Genomic DNA, 20,919 nt, shown 5'->3' with positions numbered 1-20,919 from the left:
GAATTTCGGGGCGCATATCATAGTTACTCTATTCTCATGTTTTTAGCATTTTCATTCACTTGCAAATCGTGACTTATGATAATAACCAAATTAGTCTGCGCTATTTCCTGCAATAACTTTAACAAATCATTTTGTAGTTCAGGATAGATATTCGCCAATGGCTCATCTAGTAAAAAGCATTGTGCATTAGTTTTCAAAATAGCAGAATATAATTTCACTAATTGTATTTCGCCTGTTGATAGTTCACTCATCTCTCTATCTAAAACTTTCTCAATTTTAAATTGTGATGAATTAAAGACTTTTGCAAAATACTCATTTTTATCAATCTGACTTTTATTAGGATATGATCCTAAATAGTCTCTTACAGAACAATTAGGAAGCGGTGTATCTTGAAATAGACAACTTATATTCGATTCTCTCAGTTTTCTTTTATTAATCAAATCAGCATTTACACCATTTATGGTGATTTTTCCTTCTTTTTTTGGTGTATATAATCCTATTATTGTTCTAAGAAAAGTTGATTTTCCGATTCCATTTCTACCCCTTACAACATAAAATCCAGGAGCAACAAAAGTAGCAGAAATTTTTCTAGTAAACAATGGTGTTTTTCCATCTAAATAAATATTAAAATCCTGTACCTGAATCGAATTTATTTTGGAAACTGCTTTTTCACCATCTTGCTCATCTTTCATGGATAGTAAATTGTTGATTCTCAGCCGGGCTACCCTGAATGATTCAAAGTTAAACAAAATAGAAAAAGCTTCATCTACTTCTCCCAAAAGTTGGTCAAAATATTGAAAAATGATTGAAAAAGAACCAATTGTCATTCTTCCAGAAATGACTGATAAACCACCATTAATGAACAATACTAATTGAAAAATCAGTTGTAAAATAATTTCACTATTAGACATATTCAAATTAAGAAGAAAATCTCGTTTGGCAACGCCTAAAAGCGTTCTTTTTGTACTGCTCCATCTTTCATTTTCTATTTTCTCTCTTTGATTACCCTTTATTTCAATGTATCTACTTAACCATTCGGTAAAGCCTGAAAAGTATTCATTATAGGCTTCTTTCAACTTCAAACTAACTTTGAAAATCTTAGGCCGTAAAAATAAATATATGACACTATATGCAGGCAACAGGATCACTATCAGTAACAAAAAACTAGAGCCAGCTGTAAATAAATACGTAAAAATCAAGACTGAGGAAAGCACGATTGAAATTATTTGATTTACAGTTTGGAAGAAAAAAGTCAACACTTCAGTAGTGTCCTCAGTAATTCTGTCTGCCATTCGAACTGAATTCATTTTTGTGACTTTCAGTGTATCCTTTGAATACAATTCCTTTATTATTGCATCGTTAACTTCTATATTTATTTTTCTGAATTCTAGAATTTGAATTTTATTCATGAAATATGACAACAAAAGTCTTATAAGACTTAGGGTGATTATTAATATAATGCTGCGTATAAATGAATCTCTATCAGCCTTATACACTAAAGAATTTAGCAGCATTCCTTCCAAATAAACATTAAAAGTTAAAATGCCAGTACTGATAATATTCATTCCTAATAGAAGCCAATATTCAACTTTATACTTTTTATCAATTTTGCTAAAAATCATATGCATAGCGTCACCTAATTCTGAACAGCAATCCAAGATATTAAAATATGATGAATATAAAATTAGACAAATTCTATATTTTTATTACTCCTATGTCAATACTAAAAAGATTGATTTTATTTCACTTTCCTGCCTGTATCTGATAATATGTAGTCATCAACTATCTAATAACTACATTTTTACTACACAGAGGTGCAATTATGACTGAAAAAGCTGCAATTAACATCCGTGTTAATAAAGAAACTAAGCAAAACGCAGAGAAAGTATTAAACAAACTAGGCATCCCTATGTCAGTTGCAATTGATATGTACTTACGTCAAATTGCATTAACTGATAGTATTCCTTTTGATCTCTCCTCAAAGAAAAGAGAAAATAGAAACGATCACGATATTGCAATGATGGTCGCAGAAGCTACAGCTCAATATGAGGTCGCTAAGTCTAGCTGGGAGGACAAATTAGCTGAAATCACTCCTGATTGGATGAATATGAACAAGATGACCAAGGAACAACTTGAAGCAAGATTAGCTAAACATGCTCAAGATGCAAGAAATGGTAAAGGTATTGAGATTAGCAAAGCGTTTGATAAGTTAAATAAGGAGTTAGGAATATAAGCATTATGCCAAAATACATAATCAAAGTAACACCTAACGTAACTATAGCACTTAAAGAAATATACCAGTCTATTTTAAAAGTATCTCAATCTCACCAAACAGCTCAAAATTATGTAGAAGATCTTGAGCAAACTATGCAAGCGTTAAATTATTTTCCAGAAAGATATAGAAAAACTCCTTCAGGAAAATACCGATGAGTTAATTTCAAAAAATATGCTATATTCTACTTTATCGAAAACGATACTGTACACATTATTGATGTCATACTAGCTTCATCAAGTACAGTATTCAAATATTAATCCTTTGCCCCATTCTAGCTATTAAGCTATACTAGACAGAAGAAATTAAACAAACTAAGGGACAATAAAATGAGCGATAAATTAATTAGAATTGCATATCTCTACGAAGATTTGATGAACACTTATGGTGATTCTGGTGATGTTAAAATCTTGAGCTTTTTGCTAAAGCGTGAAGGCTACGACACTCAAGTTGATAATATTTCACTTGGTGACGAATTCAACGCCTTTGACTACGATTTCGTTTTCTTCGGCGGCGGCCAGGACTTTGAACAAACTGTTGTCGCTAAAGACTTACCACGTCACAAAGAAACACTTGATAAATACATCAATGATGACAAACCTATGCTCTGCATTTGTGGTGGTTACCAACTAATGGGTAGTTACTACAAGACTAATTCTGGCGTAACTATTCCAGGTTTGGATATTTTGCCACTTCACACTGTCTTCAAGAGCGACAAGCGAATGATTGGTGATACCCGTTACATGACCGAATGGGGCGAAGTTAAGGCTTTTGAAAACCATTCAGGTCAAACTTACTTCGACAATAAGGATAAGCTGCACCCCCTCGGAGACATGATCGAAGGTTACGGCAACAATCCACAAGACCACGTTGAAGGCTTGCGTTACCGCAACTTTATTGGTTCATACTCACATGGTCCATTACTCAAGAACACTAACGTAGCTAATGCCATTATGAAAATGATTCTTGATTGGCACAAAGAGCGAGTTAGCGAAGCAGAAAAAGTCACAGAATAAAAAATCCCAGTCAGAAATTCTGACTGGGACTTTTCATTATCAAATTAATTTAAAACACGCTTAGCTGCTGATGGATAAAAGTAGGCACTGATAGATTGCTTTCTTACTCCTTGACTAGGAGTTGCAGCATGCACATATTGTCCATCGCCAACGTAAATACCAACGTGGTAAGGAGCTGAAGCTGAGCCCCAGAATAGCAAGTCGCCTTTCTTAAGATGACTTAATGAAACCTTTTTACCCTTAGTAACTTGACCATAAGTAGTTCTAGGTAGTGTCTTTTTAGCAGCCTTTTTATAAACGTATTGAGCTAAGCCAGAGCAGTCAAAGGCTGAAGGACCAGTAGCCCCATAAACGTAACTCTTACCAACTTGTTCTTTAGCAAGCTTAACTACGGCGTTACGTTTTTCTGTTTTGCTTTGACTAGCTGCTTGGACAGTTTGTGTTTGAAGTGGAACATTAATGAATGAAATTCCTGTAAAAAATACTGACAAAACTGTGGCGAACTTAACTAAACTACGTTTAAAACTCAATTTATTTCTCCTTAACACTTCTTATCTTTCAACGTTTTCTATATTACCGGAGAAATATTACAGCCTTGTTTTAAAATGACTACTATAAAATTAAGCAATGTAACAAAATCTGCTATTTCTTGTAAATTTTGCTTAACTTGAAAAACACTATAATTTTCTATATGCTTAATACATTAATTTAGGAGTTTTTTATTATGGATAAGATAGATAGTTATGTACGCCACTTTTTAATATTAATCGCGCTAATTTTAGGACTTTCACTCGTTTCAGAACTGCGCGAAATTATTGCCTATGACTCATCTACCATTGGCATTATCTCTTTAACTACTGCCATTATCTGCACTTTTGCCTCAGGTATTACATTGCAATTTCACAAGCTTAACTGGCTTACGATCAGTCTAATCTTAATTCTTTCTGCAATCGTAATTCTATTCTGGTTCAAGACCTATACTTTTGGTCTCGTTGTCAGCATTTTTCTGATTTATAACATCATTGTATTTTTGGTTTGTGTTACTAATATAATTTTTCAAAAGAAGGTTGAATAGTTAACTTCTATATCAGTCGTTGATCTCTATAAAAACTTCAGCTTAAATTGTCTATCTTTATGAAAAACATAAAATTAGGAAGGAATAATTATGACTAGCATTATTTATCGCTGTTACAATTATGGCGATATTCACCGCGATTAGCATCTATAAAATTATCAATGCACGCGTAACCTATAAAAAGTATTATCCTTATCGAAAATTAGTTACTGTAACTTTGATTGGTCTTCCGTGGATATTTCTAGTTTTTCCATTTACTCTAGATTGGAGTACTTATATCACTTTAGTAATAGTCAGAATTCCATATACGATCATCTGGAGTTTATTAACCACAGTTGGAATATATATTGATATCAAGATGCAAAATAAATACCAACATCACAAGGACAACAATGGACACTAAAATTTTAATAGCCATCATCTTAATTATCGTAGTAATTGTACTAGCCTACTCACCATTTTATAAAAAATATCAACTATTTTACTTGAATAAAGTAGGCTATTGGGATATCCTAATCCAATTCCTAGTAATTGCAGGTATCAACTTCTTCATCGGTTTAAAATATGGTCTAGGAGCTCTTTTTCTATTAATTGTTCCTGTTCCATTAGATATTATTTTTCTAATCTCAATGATTTATTCCTACTTTAGAATTAGAAAATTGAAACGCAAATAACTCAAAAAACAGAGCCAACTAAAGCTCCGTTTTTTGATTAATCTTATTTTTCTTCTGTTTCGGCGTCAGATTCAAAGCCATTGCTGCCACAACCACAAGGATTGAACCAACCCAATCCATTGGCATCATTACTAAGTTAAAGAATATTACAGAACCTATCGTTGCAGAAAATGGTTCAAAAGCATCTAATAAACTTACAGTTGATGGAATTACATACCGCAGCGCGTTTGCCATAATTTGAAACGGAATAATCGTCCCAATTACAATAACTGCCGCAGTATACAGCCAAACTTCAGGCTTATTGGGAACTGCATGAAATTGCGGATCAATTATCAATAAACTGATTCCAGCAAAAATCATCCCCCAACCTGTTACTACCATACTAGAAACCTTTTTAACAATGTTAACCGGAATCAAAGTATAAGTAGCCTCACCAAAAGCAGACAAAATGCCCCAAAATAGTGCAACTGGCGTAATGGCCAAATGATTAAATTGACCATGAGTTGACAATAAAAACACACCCCAAAAGGCACATAACGCCGCTATGATATCCAATCTACGCATAACTTGCTTGTGCGTGATGGCTAAATATCCTAATACAAAAAATGGCCCAATAAATTGCAAGATTGTCGCAATCGAAGCATTAGCCACTTGAATACACATAAAATAAAATAGCTGCACTGGCAATAATCCAAATATGCCATAGGCTATAATAACCAAAACATTGTGCTTATTTTTCAACGTAGCTATTGGCTTTTGCTTTAAAAATCCTGAGGCAATTAATAAAACTGCTCCTGAAATAATCAACCTGACTTGGGTTAACCACATTGGTGTTAATTTAGGACTAATATCAAACAATCCTTTAGCGAATAATCCTGACACACCCCACATTACAGCTGCCATTGCTGCTAGAAATGTCCACAATCTTCGTGTTTTTGCTGGTACCATCTCGTTCACCCTTTTTCTTTCTCATTCATCTAATAATTAAACCACAAAAATAAGGATACCTACTAGGCATCCTCAACTTTATTGATGAGCTTTTTTAACTTTCTTTTTCTTAGGTGAAATATTCAAGGCCATAGCTGCCAGCACAACTAAAATCGAACCAATCCAGTCCATTGGGGTCATCACCAAACCAAAGCAAATAACTGAACCAACGGTTGCAGAAAAAGGCTCAAAAGCATCTAGCAAACTTGCCGTTGATGCCTTGATAAAGCGCAGCGAATTAGTCATTAATTGGAATGGAATCAGGGTTCCAATCACAATCACTGCCACCACATCTAGCCATATATGTGGCGTATTCGGAATATGCGGCATCTGTGGGTGCACAATCATTAGGCAAATTCCCGCTGACAGCAATCCCCAACCTGTAACGACTAAACTAGAAACTCGCTTCAACACACTGATTGGAATTAATGTATTGGTCGCAACTCCAACAGCTGAAAGCAAACCCCAGAATAGAACGCTAGGCGTTAAAGCAAAGTGATTAAAACGCCCATGTGTCGCCAGCAATACTACGCCAATAAAGGCACAGATGGCAGCAAGCACATCTATTCGCCGCATTACTTGCTTATGCGTTACAGCTAGGTAGCCCATTACAAAAAAGGGACCAACAAATTGTAAAATCGTGGCAATCGAAGCATTAGCTTGTTGTACTACAATAAAGTAAAACAATTGGACTGGTAATAAACCAAAAATCCCATATGCGATAATCGTCCACGCGTCATGCTTATTTTTCATTGTAGCGATTGGCTTTTGCTTTAATACGCCAGCTACAATTAACAAAATAATGCCTGAAGTTACCATTCTAATCTGTGATAGCCACATTGGTGTAATGTCAGGACTAGTATTAAATAGACTCTTAGCAAATAGACCTGATATTCCCCACATTACGCAAGCTAATCCAGCTAAAAAGGCCCACAGGCGCCGTTGTTTTTGTGTAACCATTCTTTTTAATCCCCAACTTTTCTAAAACTAACATACTCTATCATAACAAAAACGGGCTAGTTTGAACTAGTCCGTTAATTTTTTATTCATCGTTTTTCTTAATTAGGTTTCTGCTAGGCATTAACTGCATGAATGTAGCAACAATAATTAAAAAGCCACCAAACATGTCCATTGGGCCAAAGTCCGCATGAAGCAGTGAAACTGACAGGATCGTTGCAATCAGTGGCTCGAAGGCTCCAAGCATCCCTACCGTACTTGGTTCAATATACTGCACACTAGATAAGTACATTGTATAAGCTAACAATGTTCCACCAATAATAATATAAACAATTACCCAAACATCAACTGGTGCAAGTTTTGGCATTGGTTGAGTGAAGTAAATTGGTAAAAAGGCAATGCCTGCAACCAACATTGCTGCGCCGATTACTGGAATCGGCCCATACTTTTTGAATAATTTCCCAGGTAATACTGTATTAATCGCTTCAGAAAAAGCCGCAATTAAGCCCCAGAAACAAGCAAGCGGTGATAAAGCAAGTTGATCGAATCTGCCACCTGTAGCCAAGATGAAGGTTCCTACAACTGCTACCACAATTGAAATCGTATCAATTCTTCGTGGCCACATCTTACTTCTCAATGAAGAATATATAATTATGAAAACTGGCGCTAAAAATTGAATCACCGTACCCGATGCACCCCAAAAACAGGCACCGACAACAGCTAAAGTCAATCCTTTATAACGCTGATTCACATTCACACATCCTTTAGATTAATGTTTTTCATTGTAACATGGGCTAAAGGAAAGGTTCAATGCTTCTAAAGTTGATTTAATCTATATAACGTATAACCTGACACGCTAGCCAATAAGCCGATTGTAAAAAGCAACCAAGATTCTGGATGAAAGGCAATTAAAACAAGTGAAAGAAAGCCTGCTGCTAAACTAGAATTGCGTTCCATTCGCTTTTTGCCAAAAAGCAGACCACACATAATGCCAACCATAGTTAGCACATAAAATGAGTCAACTAACAGTAACAAATTCTCAATAATTGCTAGATCACTTGGCTTTACTTTTACACTCAAATCAGTAAAAATCTGAGCACAGCCAAAAAATACCATCACAAATGCAGCTAAGATCGTGATAAAGCTAATCGTACGAAAAACTGACTTCACCTTTTGAGTTGGCGTTTCATCGATAAAGGTTTTTAAGAAAAACTCGTGATCTTTTTTTGCTACTACAGCTCTGCCCGTCTTCTTGTCATACCAGTTCAATAGACCAGAACCAATTAGCATAATAGCAATCACAGCAAACTGGATGACAATTAAACGCATGAAAATTGGAAAGGCATAGATTACCGTCAATAACAAAATTACTACATAGATCAGCTCTGCATAAAGAAAGAAATGCAGACGCTGTTTATTTTTGAAAATAGTTTGGAATGTTTTTGAATTAGGATCTTGCATAAGACTTCTCCCCACTAAATCTTATTACGAAAACTCAACCAGAAATTTGCCCCACTGAGAATCAAGCCAATAACAGTAGCTACTTGCATGCTTGGCTGCATGAAAAGCAAGATCAGTGATAAAACAACAGTTAAAACGCTAGACGCACGAATTAATTTACGATTTCCACCTAAAATACCGACCTCCACACAAAAGAGTAGAACAACATATAGGCCATCACCAATCAGCCAAACATTTTCAAAGAGATTGGCAAAATTACCGGTAAGCGGCTTAGCCAAAATGTCAGTCCAAAGCTGACGTGCAAAAGCAATACTTAAACCGATATTTGCCCAAAAGAGCAAGAATTCAAATAAGCGAAGAAATACGTTTTTAGTAAATCTAATACTAGTCAGTGTTTCCCAGAATGTATCGTGTTTTTTAATCACTATCCTTCGATCAAGAAAGGCACCAATTGAATAATAAATCAGAATTGCAATCCCTTGAAATGCAATCAAATACATAAAAACTTTAAAGTCAAACATCAATGTGAATAGTAAAACTACTACATAAGCTAACTCAAAATATAATACACAGCGACTAAACTTTCGCTCGCTAAGCCAGTGCTTCAATTCTCTTTTATTCATATGATCACTAATATTGCCATTCATATTCTCACCCTCTTTTAATAATTATCTAATTATGCAAAAATTGTATAATGATTTCAAAATTTTGTCTAGTCCTTTTATAATTGATTTAGTAAATATTTTTCGAGGTAAATTATGAATTATCCCATTTTAATTACTATTTTGATCTTCTTGCTGTGCTTTGGCCGATTCATTTGGATCATTACTCACGAACGTCGTTCCTTACGCGCTGGAGTTAGCTTAGTTATCACCTTATTTAGTTTTTTATTTTTAGGTGTAGTCATTCTGGTTAATATCGCTGACCTTGATCCACATTACAAAGACTGGATTTTGCCATTATTTGTGATTGCGCTATTTGCTGTGATGGCTGGAACGATTATCTTTGCATTAACTTTGATCATTATGTTTTTCTACGATGGCATTAAAATCATTATCAAAGAAGGAAACCGCTGGACAAATTATCTTTCTCTGGGCATGGGGATTTCCATTATCTTCTTCCTATTTTTATATCCTCTTGTGGGACGAATTAGTCATGATAGCTGGTTAAAGTATCCCTATATTTTTCTATGGCTAGTCATCATCTACTTAGTCACTATCATGATGATGTATACTTTAACTTCTTGGATTAATTTAATTAATTGGCACATGCCGCACTTAGACTACATCGTAGTGTTAGGCGCTGGCATTATGGGAACAAAGGTAACACCACTTCTGGCAGCAAGAATTTCCCGGGGAATAGAAATTTATCACAAAAATCCTGGCTCTAAGTTAATCATGTCTGGTGGCCAAGGACCTGGTGAAGACATTCCTGAAGCAGTTGCTATGGCTGAATATGCTGAAAAACTGGGTATTAATAAAAACGATATTATTATCGAAAATAAATCCAAAACTACCCAGCAGAATTTGCAATTTTCACATGCACTGATGAAACCAAATAGTCGCTTCTGTATTGTAACTAGTTCCTACCATGTGTATCGCGCTCTGGTTTTAGCTAAACGTCAAGGACTCAAGTGTACTGGTTATGGTGCCAAAACTAAGTGGTATTTTACTTTAAATGCTTTTGTGCGTGAATTCATTGCATATCTGGTAATTACTAAGAAAATGCAATTGACTATCATCGGTTTTCTAGCAGCTATCATGATTGCTGCTGCCGCATTTCATTTTTAATTTATTGCGTTAAGTTGAGCAACTTAGCGTTTTTTATTGATTTATCTTTTAATTTTTTTATAATTATAGTCAAATCTATAGAAAGCAAGGTGTAACTATGAGGATTCGTAAAAACAACTTGTCAAACTGTCATTAGTCAGGATGACGAGTCCTGACTTTTTCAAAAAAGCAGGTTACTTATGTCAGAAACAAAATTCAATAAAACTCTTCTTAGTGTCAGTCATGTGGATTTTTCCTACCCTAAGCGCAATTTATTCACCGATCTAAATTTTTCTATTGCTAATGGTGAACGTGTTGCTCTAGTTGGGCCTAATGGAATTGGTAAATCTACACTAATTGACCTAATTCGTAAGCAAATCCAACCAGATGATGGACAGATTATTTGTCACGGTGAAATTAATTATGTACCTCAAGTCAATGATCAAACTGTAATTAATGACTCAAAGAGCGCTGGTGAAAAGCGATTAGATTTAATTGAAAATACTATTTGGCTTCCTGGTTCTCTTCTCTTATTGGACGAGCCGACAGTTTACTTAGATGACACAAATATCCAGAATTTACTCTACTTACTCAAGAATTATGATGGAGCAATTCTAGTAGCTAGCCATGATCTGGATTTTATCAACCAACTATGTGAGAGAACTATTATTCTGCAGCCAAATAATGCAGTTTATTACCCAGGAAATTACGCACAGTATCTCGAACAAAAACAATTAGATAAACAAGCCGTACACAATTTTAACGAAAAGCGAGATATATTAAAGCAACAAATTACTGAAAAAGTCTCTACTTTAAAGCAAAAGAGTACTGACTATAATCATTTTGCTAAAACACAAGACAATACTGGTCGCTATCCTTCGCGAAGCCATGATCATGTCCAAAAAGGATTAAATAGTCGGCTTAAGCGAGCTGAACGTGAACTGGCTAAACTTCCAGAGAAACAGCACCTATATCAACATCAACTTAAACTTCCTGAATTTAAAAAGTGGCCGACTAAAATACATAATTACTCTATCAAAATAGATCAATTACTCAGTCCCCAAAATAAGACTTTATTATCTAATACACAGTTAAACTTGCAAACAGCCGATATTATTGGATTAATCGGCCCCAACGGCTGCGGTAAAACAACATTGCTCAAATATTTAGAACACTACATTAATCAGCAGCAATCTTTGCCACCAGCCAGCTACATTGGTTTAAATACGACTAAACAAAAGAAACCTGCCACAGTAGCAGATTTCTTTTACGAGACTATTTTGAGCAAAACTGAAGTTAAGCGTCTTTTAGTTAAAATGGATATGTTTGTCGATTTGACTACAAGACTCACGGATTTGAGTGGTGGCGAATTTGCTAAATTAGCATTAATCAAGCAGCTATACCTTGAACAAGAATCTATTCTATTACTTGATGAGCCAACTAACTATCTTGATCCAGAAAGTGTGACGGCCTTGGCCCAAATGCTAAAACAGTCGCATCTCACTTGTATTATTGCATCCCACAATCGCAAATTTTTAACCCAATTTTGCCAACAAATCTATAAAATTAAGCAGCAAAGACTAATTGAATTGCACTAAAGCATTTCTCTTAAACACATATTTGCTAAGCATATCCTTTACTATCCCCATCTATATTAATGAAGATCACATTTGGTGCTGCAGAAGTTTGGTGCGTTTCTTTATTATATTTACCACCATAATACTCATAACGAGGTTTCCCCTTGCCAAAAGGATCTATTCGGCAAAGAAAGATCACATATGTCGCTTTGAATTCTTTTTCCGGACAGCCACCTAGCCCGCCATAGATTATTTCTTCCTGATAAGCGTTGGCAACTTCCAGAATGTTTTCTCCTGGTTCTTGCGACCCTACTTGAATGATTAACCCGTATTTATTGCGCCTATTGTCTCGCGCAATTACATGTACGATTGCTTTTTCATCTAAGACATTTCTATTTGGATCATCAAGTGATTTTGCTTCCTGAATATTGAGTTCAGGAAGCATTCTTTGTACTGCTGAAAGAAGCTGATCATTATACTTCTTCATAATTCCTGCGGCCAAGTGATCCACCATTGCCGGTGACATTTCATTTTCTAACATAAAAAAATCCTCATTTCTAAAAATCTGAGAGTTTTATTCCCCTATTACTTATTACGCAAAAAAACGCAAAAATTTTTTTCAGAAAATGAAGATTTTTCAATTTTTTAGTTTTCTTTTCTAAAAAATGGACTGAGTAGCGATACAAGCAGGCCGTAAATAAAATACCAGCGATAAATATCTGCCAAGTCTTGATTTTGAATCCACAAAATTATTGCAATTACTGTCAGTAAGCCACCTAAAAAGATTGTTGAACCCATATTTTTATCAGTAAAGAAGCTGATAGCAGCACCTAAGGTAATTAACGCTACCAAACTATAAATTACGATAATCACTGGTCCTTTAGTCTGAACGTTAACATCAAGCATTGGTGCGTTAGTAAACAGCTGCCACACGATAAAACCAGCTAATGCAATGCCACATAGCAATACTAGTAATCTAAAAACAAAAGTTAAAGTCTTTTTCATTATTTTTCTCCTGTATGCATAATAATACTAGTATAACAGCATTACTGTTGCATATGAAAAGCGCTTGGATTATTATTTCCAAACGCTTTTTTACTATTCTTTTGCTTGCATAAATTGTTTTCTAGTGATGTATTTGATTGATTTAACGTATTGCCCCTTGTGTTGAATTGAAATATATTGGCCTGATGGATCGTAGCCACCGACTTTCTTTAACGATATATTCTTTTTAGTCTTAAGATTGTATGCTTTTACGTTGTAATACTGTTGTGTACCTTTATTTACCTTAGCATAACTTATTTCCTGAGAAATAAATGGATTTAATCTATCAGTAAAAGAGTTATGAAATGAAAAAATGCAGATTACTCCCACTACTAGCACTAGTGCCGTTACAAATGCGGTTTTAATAGTACTTTTATTCATAATATTCACCTTCATCGTTCAACTATTGTTATACTAAAATAGTACACCCATTCAGTTACTTTAACAATTGTTTCTAGCAAAAAAACGCTTGGAAAATTCCAAGCGTCTTTCACTTAATCATCTAAACCAAGTTTTTCGAAAATTTCATCAACATGACGCAAGTGATAATGATAATCAAATGCATCATCAATATCTTCCTTGGATAGGTAATTCATAATTTCACTGTTTTCAACCAATGGCTTAAACTGCTTTTGCTCATTCCATGATTTAGCAGTTAGCTTCTGTACCATATCATAAGCTTTTTCACGAGATAGACCTGCTTCATCGATCAACTTAAGCAATACTCGTTGAGAGTAAATTAAACCGTATGTACGATCCATATTCTTAAGCATCGTTTCAGGGAATACATCTAAGTTAGTCAAAATCCGGTTGAAACGGTGCAACATGTAGTCAATTCCGATCGTCGTATCAGGCAAGATAACCCGCTCTGCACTAGAGTGTGAAATATCACGTTCATGCCATAACGCTACATCCTCGTATGCTGTAACGACATGTCCACGCATTACTCGAGCCATTCCACAGAGGTTTTCTGAGCCAATTGGGTTACGCTTGTGTGGCATTGCAGATGATCCCTTTTGGCCAGCACGGAAATGTTCCTCAACTTCATGAATTTCACTGCGCTGCAAGCCACGAATTTCTGTCGCCCAATTTTCAATACTAGTAGCAATCAATGCTAATGTCGCAATGTATTCTGCATGCAAATCACGAGGCAATACTTGACTAGTAATTGGCTGTTGTGTCAAACCTAATTGCTTCATTACGCTAGTTTCAACTGCAGGTGGAACATTAGCAAAAGTACCAACAGCACCCGAAATTTTGCCAGATTCAACGCCTTTTGCGGCGTGTTCAAATCGTTCAATATCACGATTGATTTCTGCGTACCAGCGAGCAATCTTGAGGCCAAATGTAGTTGGTTCAGCCTGAACGCCATGTGTACGTCCCATTTCTACTGTGTACTTATACTTTTTAGCCTTTTCTGCAATAGTTGCTTTTAATTCGTGCAGATCTTTTCTGATAATCTCATCAGCTTGTTTAAGTAAGTAGCCTTGAGCAGTATCAACCACATCAGTTGAAGTCAAACCAAAGTGCACCCATTTTTTCTCAGGGCCAAGGCTTTCAGACACAGTTCTAGTAAAAGCAACCACGTCATGGTGGGTTACTTGCTCAAGCTCAGCCACACGCTCTGCAGTAAAGCTGGCATTCTTAGCAATCTTCTCCGCATCTGCTTCTGGCACTTCACCGAGTTCTGCCCAAGCCTTTGTTGCGGCAATTTCTACTTCAAGCCAAGCTGCATATCTATTTTCGTCTGTCCAAATTTTCCCCATTTCTGGGCGAGTATAACGTTCAAGCATAAATTACATTTCCCATGGATTCTTCAAAACAATAGTTTGTTCACGATCTGGACCAACTGAAACAGTTACCAAAGGAACGCCAACCAACTCTGAAACGCGGTTCAAGAATTTCTTAGCATTTTCTGGAAGAGCGTCCCAAGTCTTAACTTGAGTAATATCTTCATCCCAAGCTGGAAGTTCTTCATATACAGGCTTACATCTGTATAATTCCTTCAAACTTGCTGGATAATAATCAATCTTTTCACCATCAAGTTCATATGCAGTACAAATCTTGATCTTGTCAAAGCCTGAAAATACATCAAGCAAGTTCAAGCTAAGGCCATTGATACCAGCAACACGCTTTGAGTGACGCAATGCAACGGAGTCAAACCAACCAACACGACGTGGACGACCAGTAACAGTACCATATTCATGAGCAGTTTCACGAATACGGTCACCAACTTCATCAAGCAATTCAGTTGGGAAAGGACCGGCACCAACACGAGTAGTGTAAGCCTTGCAGACACCAATTACAGTATCAAGACGATTAGCACCTATACCAATACCTGAACAAATACCACCAGAAATAGTATTAGATGAGGTTACAAATGGATAAGTACCTTCATCAATATCAAGCATCACACCTTGCGCACCTTCAAATAAAACTTTCTTATTTTGGTCAAGTGCATCATTCACTAAGACAGAAGTATCAGTTACATACTTCTTCATTCTTTGACCATATTCATAGTATTTATCAAAAATGTCTTCAAATTTAAGTGCTGGCTTACCATAAACCTTAGTAAATAATTCATTCTTTACTTCAAGGTTAGCACGCAATTTTTCTTCAAAGGTGTCTTTTTCAAGCAAATCACAAACGCGGATTCCAATTCTTGAAGCCTTGTCCATGTAAGTTGGTCCAATACCATTCTTAGTAGTACCAATCTTGTTAGCCCCCTTAGCTTCTTCTTGATATTCATCTTGCTTAATATCATAAGGCATAATGATGTGGGCACGATTAGAAATTCTCAAGCCACTAGTATCAATGCCACTCTTTTCAAGATTTTCTAATTCGCCAAACATTACTTCTGGATTGATTACGACACCATTACCAATAACTGTATTGTCCTTGGCTGCAAAAATACCAGAAGGAATTAAACGCATCTTGAAAGTTTGACCATTAATATCAATAGTATGACCTGCGTTGTTACCACCATTTGAACGAACTGCAACTGCAGCATCCTTACTCAAAAAGTCAGTAATCTTTCCCTTACCTTCATCGCCCCATTGGCTTCCTACGACTGCGACTGCTGTCATTTAAAATTCACCTCATAAAAATCTCTATAAATATTACGTATGCTAGTCTAGCAATTAATTTACAAATAATCAATATAAAATCCGAATTATTTTATTTTTAAATTATTTCATAGTTCGATTTTTATATTGACAAACACAAATTATTCCCATATAGTATGTCTCGGTCAACAAACAAGATTAAAGGGAGCAGTTTTAAAATGAGTAACTACTTTAGTATGGAAGCCTTTGACTATGATGATATCCAACTTGTACCTAATAAGGGTATCATCAAAAGCCGTCGTGATGCAGATACCAGTGTCAAGTTCGGAAACCGAACATTTAAAATACCGGTTGTTCCTGCCAATATGGAAAGTGTCATTGATGATAACCTCGCTATTTGGCTAGCCCAAAACGATTATTATTACGTAATGCATCGTTTTGAACCCGAAAAGAGAATTCCCTTCATCAAAATGATGCATCAAAAAGGATTATTTGCATCTATTTCAGTTGGCATTAAAGACAGTGAATATGATTTTATTGATGAATTAGTCAAGGAAAACCTTAAACCAGAATATATTACTATTGATGTAGCTCATGGTCACTCCGTTTACGTGATTAAGATGATCAAGTATATTAAGGAAAAATTACCTGATTCATTTTTAACAGCGGGCAATATTGCTACGCCAGAAGCCGTACGTGAACTCGAAAATGCAGGCGCCGACGCAACCAAGATTGGTGTGGGACCTGGTAAAGCATGTATTACCAAATTGAAGACTGGCTTTGGTACTGGTGGTTGGCAATTAGCCGCATTAAGAATGTGCAGTAAATCTGCTTCTAAGCCATTAATTGCCGACGGTGGGATTCGTCATAACGGCGATATCGCTAAGTCAATTCGTTTTGGCGCTACCATGGTTATGATTGGTTCAATGCTGGCTGGTCATGAAGAATCACCTGGTAATGTAATCAAAATTAATGGTAAAACTTACAAGCAATACTGGGGCTCAGCCTCTGAGGTTCAAAAAGGTGCTTACAAAAATGTAGAAGGTAAGCAAATGTTAGTGCCATACCGTGGCTCAATTAAGGATACTTTAAAAGAAATGAAGGAAGACTTGCAGTCATCCATCTCATACGCTGGTGGTCGCGATCTTAATTCCATTAAGTTAGTCGACTACGTAATCGTTAAAGACAATATTTTTGATGGTGATAAGTAATTTTAATAAAATTTTTGCATTTTTATTATTTTCCTGTTAAGAATATTACGATAATATAGTATTATCTATCTTTTTTCGATAGAATAATATAGGTCGAGTTATTGTAGGGTAGTCAATAACTCGGCTTTTTTTGATTATTTTTTAAAAACGATTGGACAGAGTTTTAAATTGTGTTATACTAGTTGTCGTTGATGAATGCGCCCTTAGCGCAACTGGATAGAGTGTCTGACTACGAATCAGAAGGTTGAAGGTTCAAATCCTTCAGGGCGCACTTAAAAACGGGAAATGGCTCAGTTTGGTAGAGCACCTGGTTTGGGACCAGGGGGTCGCAGGTTCGAATCCTGTTTTCCCGATAAGTTAACCGCACTTCATTGAAGTGCGGTTTTTTTGTGTAAAAAAATAAGTATTCCCTCGGAAATACTTATCATGCTATGCCCCTTTAGTAGCTCGTCTAAAGATAATCTGTGTATCTGAATCTACATATTTCAATAACGGTAAATCGTAATCCTTAACCTGGGCCAAAACATTTACTTTCTCATTGCATGGCAAATCGCGTTTAGTAATCTCGATTTCGCCTTCATAACGCGGATACAAATGATTATCAATCGTCACGCTGCCAGTTGGTCTAGCATAAATATTATCTTGCGGCTCTGTTGACAAAAACATCTTTTTTCTGCTTTCCTTTAAGCGAATTACGTCACGCGCCACATCTGGACGATTATGCCAATCATTGCCAAACAATTCTGGTATATCAGTATCTAAATGCAGTGTAATTGCACCCTGTTTTTGATAATTAGTAATCGATTCAATTGCATCCCTCGTAAGTTGCGGATCTCCCACAAAAATGTGATCGCAATCATAATCTTTCAATTCTAAGATCGCAGCTAATGGGTTTTCATATCGCTGCTTCTCCAACGTTGGCAATCCTGCAAAAATTGGTCCACGCAATTTGCCATTTCCTGAAATAAAGGCTGCTGTTTTCAAACCATATTGCTTAAGCCACTCATTCTTCTTTTGCATCCAGTGTGCATCAAGACCTGTTTCAGGACGTGGGTAGAAGTTATGTCCTGCTGTTAATTTTTCAAAATTTGCATTGCTATAACGCAGATCATCAATATTTTGTTGCGTAATAATGCTGGCATTTAGAACTATCGGCATTTCTTTGGACAACTTGGCAATAATATCAGTAGAAAATCCATGATCTACTCTAAGACCAGTTAGACTCAAACTTTTAATTTGCTCAACACTATTGACATTAATACCCAAATCTTGCAGATCATCTGCCGTGACATCTGCAATAATTTTCAAGTCTAGTTTTTGACACCAATTAGTTAAGTCCGCCAGCCGATTTAAAATCGTCTCACTATCAGTATCAGGTACAGCTAGCTGAGTAAAAACGCAGGTAAATCCACTATTGCGCATCGTCAGCAAATAATTGTAATTCTCGGACGTCAAATCGTGTCCTAGATAAACAGAAAATCCTAACATTCTTATTCCTCCAAAATTAATTAATTTCTTTTATTATCTATAACTTAAACGCTTTCCTAAATATCTTACTACATTTTTTGCTTGCTTTTTTCTAAAAAATAATGTTAAATACATATAAACAAATTAAAAAGCGATGAAAAAGACGAGTAAATAATCTAATTCTTTCCAGTGAATTAGTGCTAGTGTGAAACTAATAGACCCTGGATTATTGAAAAACACTTTTAGCAGCTCACCGAAATAACAATCCTTAGAGTAGGTTGAGACGTCTCCGGTACGTTACCACGCCGGTGGAGCATGATAGTGCTTCATGAGTCGGTCTATTAAAATATAGACAATGTGGGTGGTACCGCGGAAAAAAGCCTTTCGTCCCTGTTTTTTTAGGGAGCGAAGGGCTTTTTCTTTGCTCTAAGTACATTAGAAAGAGGACTTATATTATGACACTTATTTTACCTAAAGATTATCACCCAACATTAACTGTGCGCGACACTGAAGCTGCGATTGTATTTATTCGTGAAACCTTCCAAGATAAATTGGCAGAAATTCTCGGTTTACAAAGAATGTCAGCTCCAATGTTTGTTGAAAAAAAGACCGGCTTAAACGACAACTTAAATGGTGTTGAACGTCCCGTTGCCTTTGACATGAAGGCAATGCCTAAAGAAGATACTATCGAAGTAGTTCACTCATTGGCTAAATGGAAGAGATTGGCTTTGAAACGCTATGGTTTCGGAATGCATGAAGGACTTTACACCAACATGAACGCCATCCGCCGGGACGAAGATCTTGATAACTTCCACTCCATCTATGTTGACCAATGGGACTGGGAAAAGATTATTAGTAAACAAGAACGCAACACCGACACACTTGAAGTTACTGTGATGAACATTTTTAAGGCAATTAAGGCAACTGAAAAGCTGGTTGCTGCACGCTACCCTGGCTCTACTTACCGCTTAGCTGATCACGTTTCATTTATTACTACTCAAGAATTAGAAGATCGCTGGCCTGATCTTTCTCCAGAAGAGCGTGAAGATAAGATTGCTAAAGAAGAAAAAGCCGTCTTTATTATGAAAATTGGTGACAAGTTAAAGCGTAGTGGTGAACCACACGATGGCCGTGCACCAGACTACGATGACTGGCAATTAAACGGCGACTTAATTTTCTGGTATGAGCCACTTGATAGCAAAATTGAAATTTCTTCAATGGGTATTCGTGTTAGCGAAGAAAGTTTGCGTGAACAATTGAAGAAGGCTCACTGTGAAGACCGTGAAAAATTACCATTCCACCAAATGCTTTTGAAGGGTGAATTACCTTATTCAATCGGCGGTGGGATCGGTCAATCACGCTTATGTATGTTGCTGTTAGGTAAGGCTCATATTGGTGAAGTACAAGCTTCTATTTGGCCAGAAGATATGGTTGAGGCTTGTGAAGCTGACGATATTAAGTTGCTATAAAAAATATATTGATGTACGCGTGATGCTAGTTAAATCGTTTTAGTTATAAAAAAAGTCCAATCAGATTAGACTTATGTTGTAACAATTATTAATGAAAGAAGTCTGATCTAATTGAACTGTCTTAAGCTTAATCGTTTTAGCCATCATTTACAAATAAGTTTTCAAAAATTATCTGTCATTTGTCATAAATTATATTCTATCTATGCCCCTGATAAGCTTTCTAAACGCAAAAACGTTGATAAGTGCGCTATTTCTGATAGTTCTCTTTTAGCCATGCTTATCTGGCAGGCTGAAATTGGGATTGAATCTCAAAGACGTTTCAGTGCTTTCTTTAGCTGTATATCCCAATCCAGATTCAACAGGCGGGCTCGCCAGCTTTTGCCTTTAATTTATTTGATACGCCGCAACCTTAATCAGGAAGCAGATCTGACTGACAGATTTATTATTGTCGACAGCTTTCCGATCCCGGTATGCCAGCCTGTCAGAAACAGACGAGTAAAAATCTTTAAAGACTACGCCGACATAGGCTATAAAGCAACCAAAAAAATTTACTATTATGGGTTTAAGGTGCATGCATTAGTAAGTGATGACGGCTATATCCTAAATTACACAATCACTAAGGCTTCTGGAAACTGTCAAATCTTTTGTGTAAATAGATCTTTCTCGTAAATTGATTTTTTAATTATTTATTTAATCAAAGTAGGATTCTAAGGTGTCCTGAACCTGACCAAAGCCTTTATGAATTCGATTGAAATAACGGTCATTGTAGCTCATTGCCTGAATACCAATAAAAGCATCAAGCGACTGTTCAGTTGGAAACTCTGCCTTAGGCTTAGCTTTGCGCTTGATCACATTGTTAAATGATTCAATCATGT

The 20,919-nt window shown here is 36.1% G+C and carries 23 protein-coding genes, 2 tRNA genes, 2 pseudogenes and 1 other annotated feature; of the genes and pseudogenes, 13 read left to right on the top strand and 14 right to left on the bottom strand.

The window, feature by feature from the left end; translation table 11 throughout:
- Positions 1 to 23: 23 nt before the first annotated feature.
- Positions 24 to 1,628 carry an ABC transporter ATP-binding protein gene (locus CP367_RS00135; protein WP_089145945.1) on the bottom strand — a complete coding sequence of 535 codons (1,605 nt, stop codon included), beginning with the start codon at positions 1,626 to 1,628 and terminating at the stop codon, positions 24 to 26.
- 194 nt (positions 1,629 to 1,822) lie between these two features.
- Between CP367_RS00135 and CP367_RS00130 the strand changes: the two genes are divergently transcribed.
- The 3 genes from CP367_RS00130 (at position 1,823) to CP367_RS00120 (ending at position 3,288) form a co-directional block, all read left to right on the top strand.
- A complete protein-coding gene (locus tag CP367_RS00130) occupies positions 1,823 to 2,233 on the top strand; it encodes a type II toxin-antitoxin system RelB/DinJ family antitoxin (RefSeq protein ID WP_089145946.1) in 411 nt (136 codons plus the stop codon).
- 5 nt (positions 2,234 to 2,238) lie between these two features.
- Positions 2,239 to 2,430 carry a hypothetical protein gene (locus tag CP367_RS10805; RefSeq protein WP_233186508.1) on the top strand — a complete coding sequence of 64 codons (192 nt, stop codon included), beginning with the start codon at positions 2,239 to 2,241 and terminating at the stop codon, positions 2,428 to 2,430.
- 171 nt (positions 2,431 to 2,601) lie between these two features.
- Positions 2,602 to 3,288 carry a type 1 glutamine amidotransferase gene (locus tag CP367_RS00120; RefSeq protein ID WP_013087012.1) on the top strand — a complete coding sequence of 229 codons (687 nt, stop codon included), beginning with the start codon at positions 2,602 to 2,604 and terminating at the stop codon, positions 3,286 to 3,288.
- A 44-nt stretch (positions 3,289 to 3,332) separates the two neighbouring features.
- On the opposite strand, the gene CP367_RS00115 is transcribed toward CP367_RS00120, so the two are convergent.
- A complete protein-coding gene (locus CP367_RS00115) occupies positions 3,333 to 3,818 on the bottom strand; it encodes a C40 family peptidase (protein ID WP_013087013.1) in 486 nt (161 codons plus the stop codon).
- 194 nt (positions 3,819 to 4,012) lie between these two features.
- Here CP367_RS00115 and CP367_RS00110 point away from each other — a divergent pair, with 194 nt between their 5' ends.
- The 3 genes from CP367_RS00110 (at position 4,013) to CP367_RS00100 (ending at position 5,037) form a co-directional block, all read left to right on the top strand.
- The gene (locus CP367_RS00110) at positions 4,013 to 4,363 is read left to right on the top strand and encodes a hypothetical protein (RefSeq protein ID WP_005721217.1); all 351 of its coding nucleotides are present in this window, start codon (positions 4,013 to 4,015) and stop codon (positions 4,361 to 4,363) included.
- 121 nt (positions 4,364 to 4,484) lie between these two features.
- Positions 4,485 to 4,766 (top strand): hypothetical protein, encoded by a 282-nt coding sequence (locus CP367_RS00105; RefSeq protein ID WP_089145947.1) that lies wholly within the window; start codon positions 4,485 to 4,487, stop codon positions 4,764 to 4,766.
- Positions 4,756 to 5,037: a hypothetical protein gene (locus CP367_RS00100; protein ID WP_089145948.1), complete on the top strand. Its 282-nt coding sequence runs from the start codon at positions 4,756 to 4,758 to the stop codon at positions 5,035 to 5,037. The genes CP367_RS00105 and CP367_RS00100 overlap by 11 nt, the downstream gene beginning before the upstream one ends.
- Positions 5,038 to 5,055: 18 nt before the next feature.
- Here CP367_RS00100 and CP367_RS00095 read toward each other — a convergent pair whose 3' ends face one another.
- The 5 genes from CP367_RS00095 to CP367_RS00075 form a co-directional block, all read right to left on the bottom strand.
- Positions 5,056 to 5,985: a DMT family transporter gene (locus CP367_RS00095; RefSeq protein ID WP_089145949.1), complete on the bottom strand. Its 930-nt coding sequence runs from the start codon at positions 5,983 to 5,985 to the stop codon at positions 5,056 to 5,058.
- Positions 5,986 to 6,063: 78 nt separating this feature from the next.
- A complete protein-coding gene (locus CP367_RS00090; RefSeq protein ID WP_089145474.1) occupies positions 6,064 to 6,984 on the bottom strand; it encodes a DMT family transporter in 921 nt (306 codons plus the stop codon).
- A gap of 82 nt (positions 6,985 to 7,066) precedes the next feature.
- Positions 7,067 to 7,732 (bottom strand): DMT family transporter, encoded by a 666-nt coding sequence (locus CP367_RS00085; RefSeq protein ID WP_089145950.1) that lies wholly within the window; start codon positions 7,730 to 7,732, stop codon positions 7,067 to 7,069.
- A gap of 65 nt (positions 7,733 to 7,797) precedes the next feature.
- Positions 7,798 to 8,442: a hypothetical protein gene (locus tag CP367_RS00080; RefSeq protein ID WP_089145951.1), complete on the bottom strand. Its 645-nt coding sequence runs from the start codon at positions 8,440 to 8,442 to the stop codon at positions 7,798 to 7,800.
- A 14-nt stretch (positions 8,443 to 8,456) separates the two neighbouring features.
- Positions 8,457 to 9,089, bottom strand: a complete 633-nt coding sequence (locus tag CP367_RS00075) for a hypothetical protein (protein WP_065991091.1) — start codon at positions 9,087 to 9,089, stop codon at positions 8,457 to 8,459.
- A 111-nt stretch (positions 9,090 to 9,200) separates the two neighbouring features.
- Here CP367_RS00075 and CP367_RS00070 point away from each other — a divergent pair, with 111 nt between their 5' ends.
- Together CP367_RS00070 and CP367_RS00065 are read left to right on the top strand one after the other, a co-directional pair.
- Complete coding sequence (locus CP367_RS00070; protein WP_005721855.1) at positions 9,201 to 10,232, top strand: YdcF family protein; 1,032 nt, start codon at positions 9,201 to 9,203, stop codon at positions 10,230 to 10,232.
- A gap of 179 nt (positions 10,233 to 10,411) precedes the next feature.
- Positions 10,412 to 11,809, top strand: a complete 1,398-nt coding sequence (locus tag CP367_RS00065) for an ATP-binding cassette domain-containing protein (protein ID WP_089145952.1) — start codon at positions 10,412 to 10,414, stop codon at positions 11,807 to 11,809.
- Positions 11,810 to 11,834: 25 nt separating this feature from the next.
- On the opposite strand, the gene CP367_RS00060 is transcribed toward CP367_RS00065, so the two are convergent.
- The 5 genes from CP367_RS00060 to CP367_RS00040 form a co-directional block, all read right to left on the bottom strand.
- Positions 11,835 to 12,329, bottom strand: a complete 495-nt coding sequence (locus CP367_RS00060) for a hypothetical protein (RefSeq protein ID WP_023487742.1) — start codon at positions 12,327 to 12,329, stop codon at positions 11,835 to 11,837.
- 104 nt (positions 12,330 to 12,433) lie between these two features.
- Complete coding sequence (locus CP367_RS00055; protein ID WP_005720016.1) at positions 12,434 to 12,793, bottom strand: hypothetical protein; 360 nt, start codon at positions 12,791 to 12,793, stop codon at positions 12,434 to 12,436.
- 93 nt (positions 12,794 to 12,886) lie between these two features.
- Complete coding sequence (locus CP367_RS00050) at positions 12,887 to 13,213, bottom strand: YxeA family protein (RefSeq protein ID WP_223875832.1); 327 nt, start codon at positions 13,211 to 13,213, stop codon at positions 12,887 to 12,889.
- A gap of 113 nt (positions 13,214 to 13,326) precedes the next feature.
- A complete protein-coding gene (purB, locus tag CP367_RS00045) occupies positions 13,327 to 14,625 on the bottom strand; it encodes an adenylosuccinate lyase (RefSeq protein ID WP_089145953.1) in 1,299 nt (432 codons plus the stop codon).
- Between the two features lie 3 nt (positions 14,626 to 14,628).
- A complete protein-coding gene (locus tag CP367_RS00040; protein ID WP_005720011.1) occupies positions 14,629 to 15,918 on the bottom strand; it encodes an adenylosuccinate synthase in 1,290 nt (429 codons plus the stop codon).
- A 197-nt stretch (positions 15,919 to 16,115) separates the two neighbouring features.
- Between CP367_RS00040 and CP367_RS00035 the strand changes: the two genes are divergently transcribed.
- The 3 genes from CP367_RS00035 (at position 16,116) to CP367_RS00025 (ending at position 17,461) form a co-directional block, all read left to right on the top strand.
- On the top strand, positions 16,116 to 17,108 hold the full coding sequence (locus CP367_RS00035; protein ID WP_089145954.1) for a GMP reductase: 993 nt from the start codon (positions 16,116 to 16,118) through the stop codon (positions 17,106 to 17,108).
- Positions 17,109 to 17,305: 197 nt separating this feature from the next.
- Positions 17,306 to 17,379, top strand: a tRNA-Arg gene (locus CP367_RS00030).
- A gap of 8 nt (positions 17,380 to 17,387) precedes the next feature.
- Positions 17,388 to 17,461: transfer RNA gene (locus CP367_RS00025), tRNA-Pro, on the top strand.
- Positions 17,462 to 17,537: 76 nt separating this feature from the next.
- Here CP367_RS00025 and CP367_RS00020 read toward each other — a convergent pair.
- Positions 17,538 to 18,596: a DUF871 domain-containing protein gene (locus tag CP367_RS00020; RefSeq protein WP_023487747.1), complete on the bottom strand. Its 1,059-nt coding sequence runs from the start codon at positions 18,594 to 18,596 to the stop codon at positions 17,538 to 17,540.
- A gap of 124 nt (positions 18,597 to 18,720) precedes the next feature.
- Positions 18,721 to 18,970, top strand: a binding site (T-box leader).
- Between the two features lie 60 nt (positions 18,971 to 19,030).
- Between CP367_RS00020 and asnA the strand changes: the two genes are divergently transcribed.
- A complete protein-coding gene (gene asnA / locus CP367_RS00015) occupies positions 19,031 to 20,044 on the top strand; it encodes an aspartate--ammonia ligase (protein WP_089145955.1) in 1,014 nt (337 codons plus the stop codon).
- Between the two features lie 111 nt (positions 20,045 to 20,155).
- Positions 20,156 to 20,671: pseudogene (locus tag CP367_RS00010) on the top strand (IS982 family transposase); the annotation flags it as partial.
- 63 nt (positions 20,672 to 20,734) lie between these two features.
- Here CP367_RS00010 and CP367_RS00005 read toward each other — a convergent pair.
- Positions 20,735 to 20,919 (bottom strand): annotated as a pseudogene (locus tag CP367_RS00005) (IS256 family transposase); the annotation flags it as partial.

The sequence above is a fragment of the Lactobacillus sp. UMNPBX16 genome (genome assembly GCF_002553775.1).
Taxonomy (GTDB): Bacteria; Bacillota; Bacilli; order Lactobacillales; family Lactobacillaceae; genus Lactobacillus; species Lactobacillus crispatus.
The sequence above is the reverse complement of the archived record's forward strand: the minus strand, read 5'-3'. Positions and strand labels throughout refer to the sequence as shown.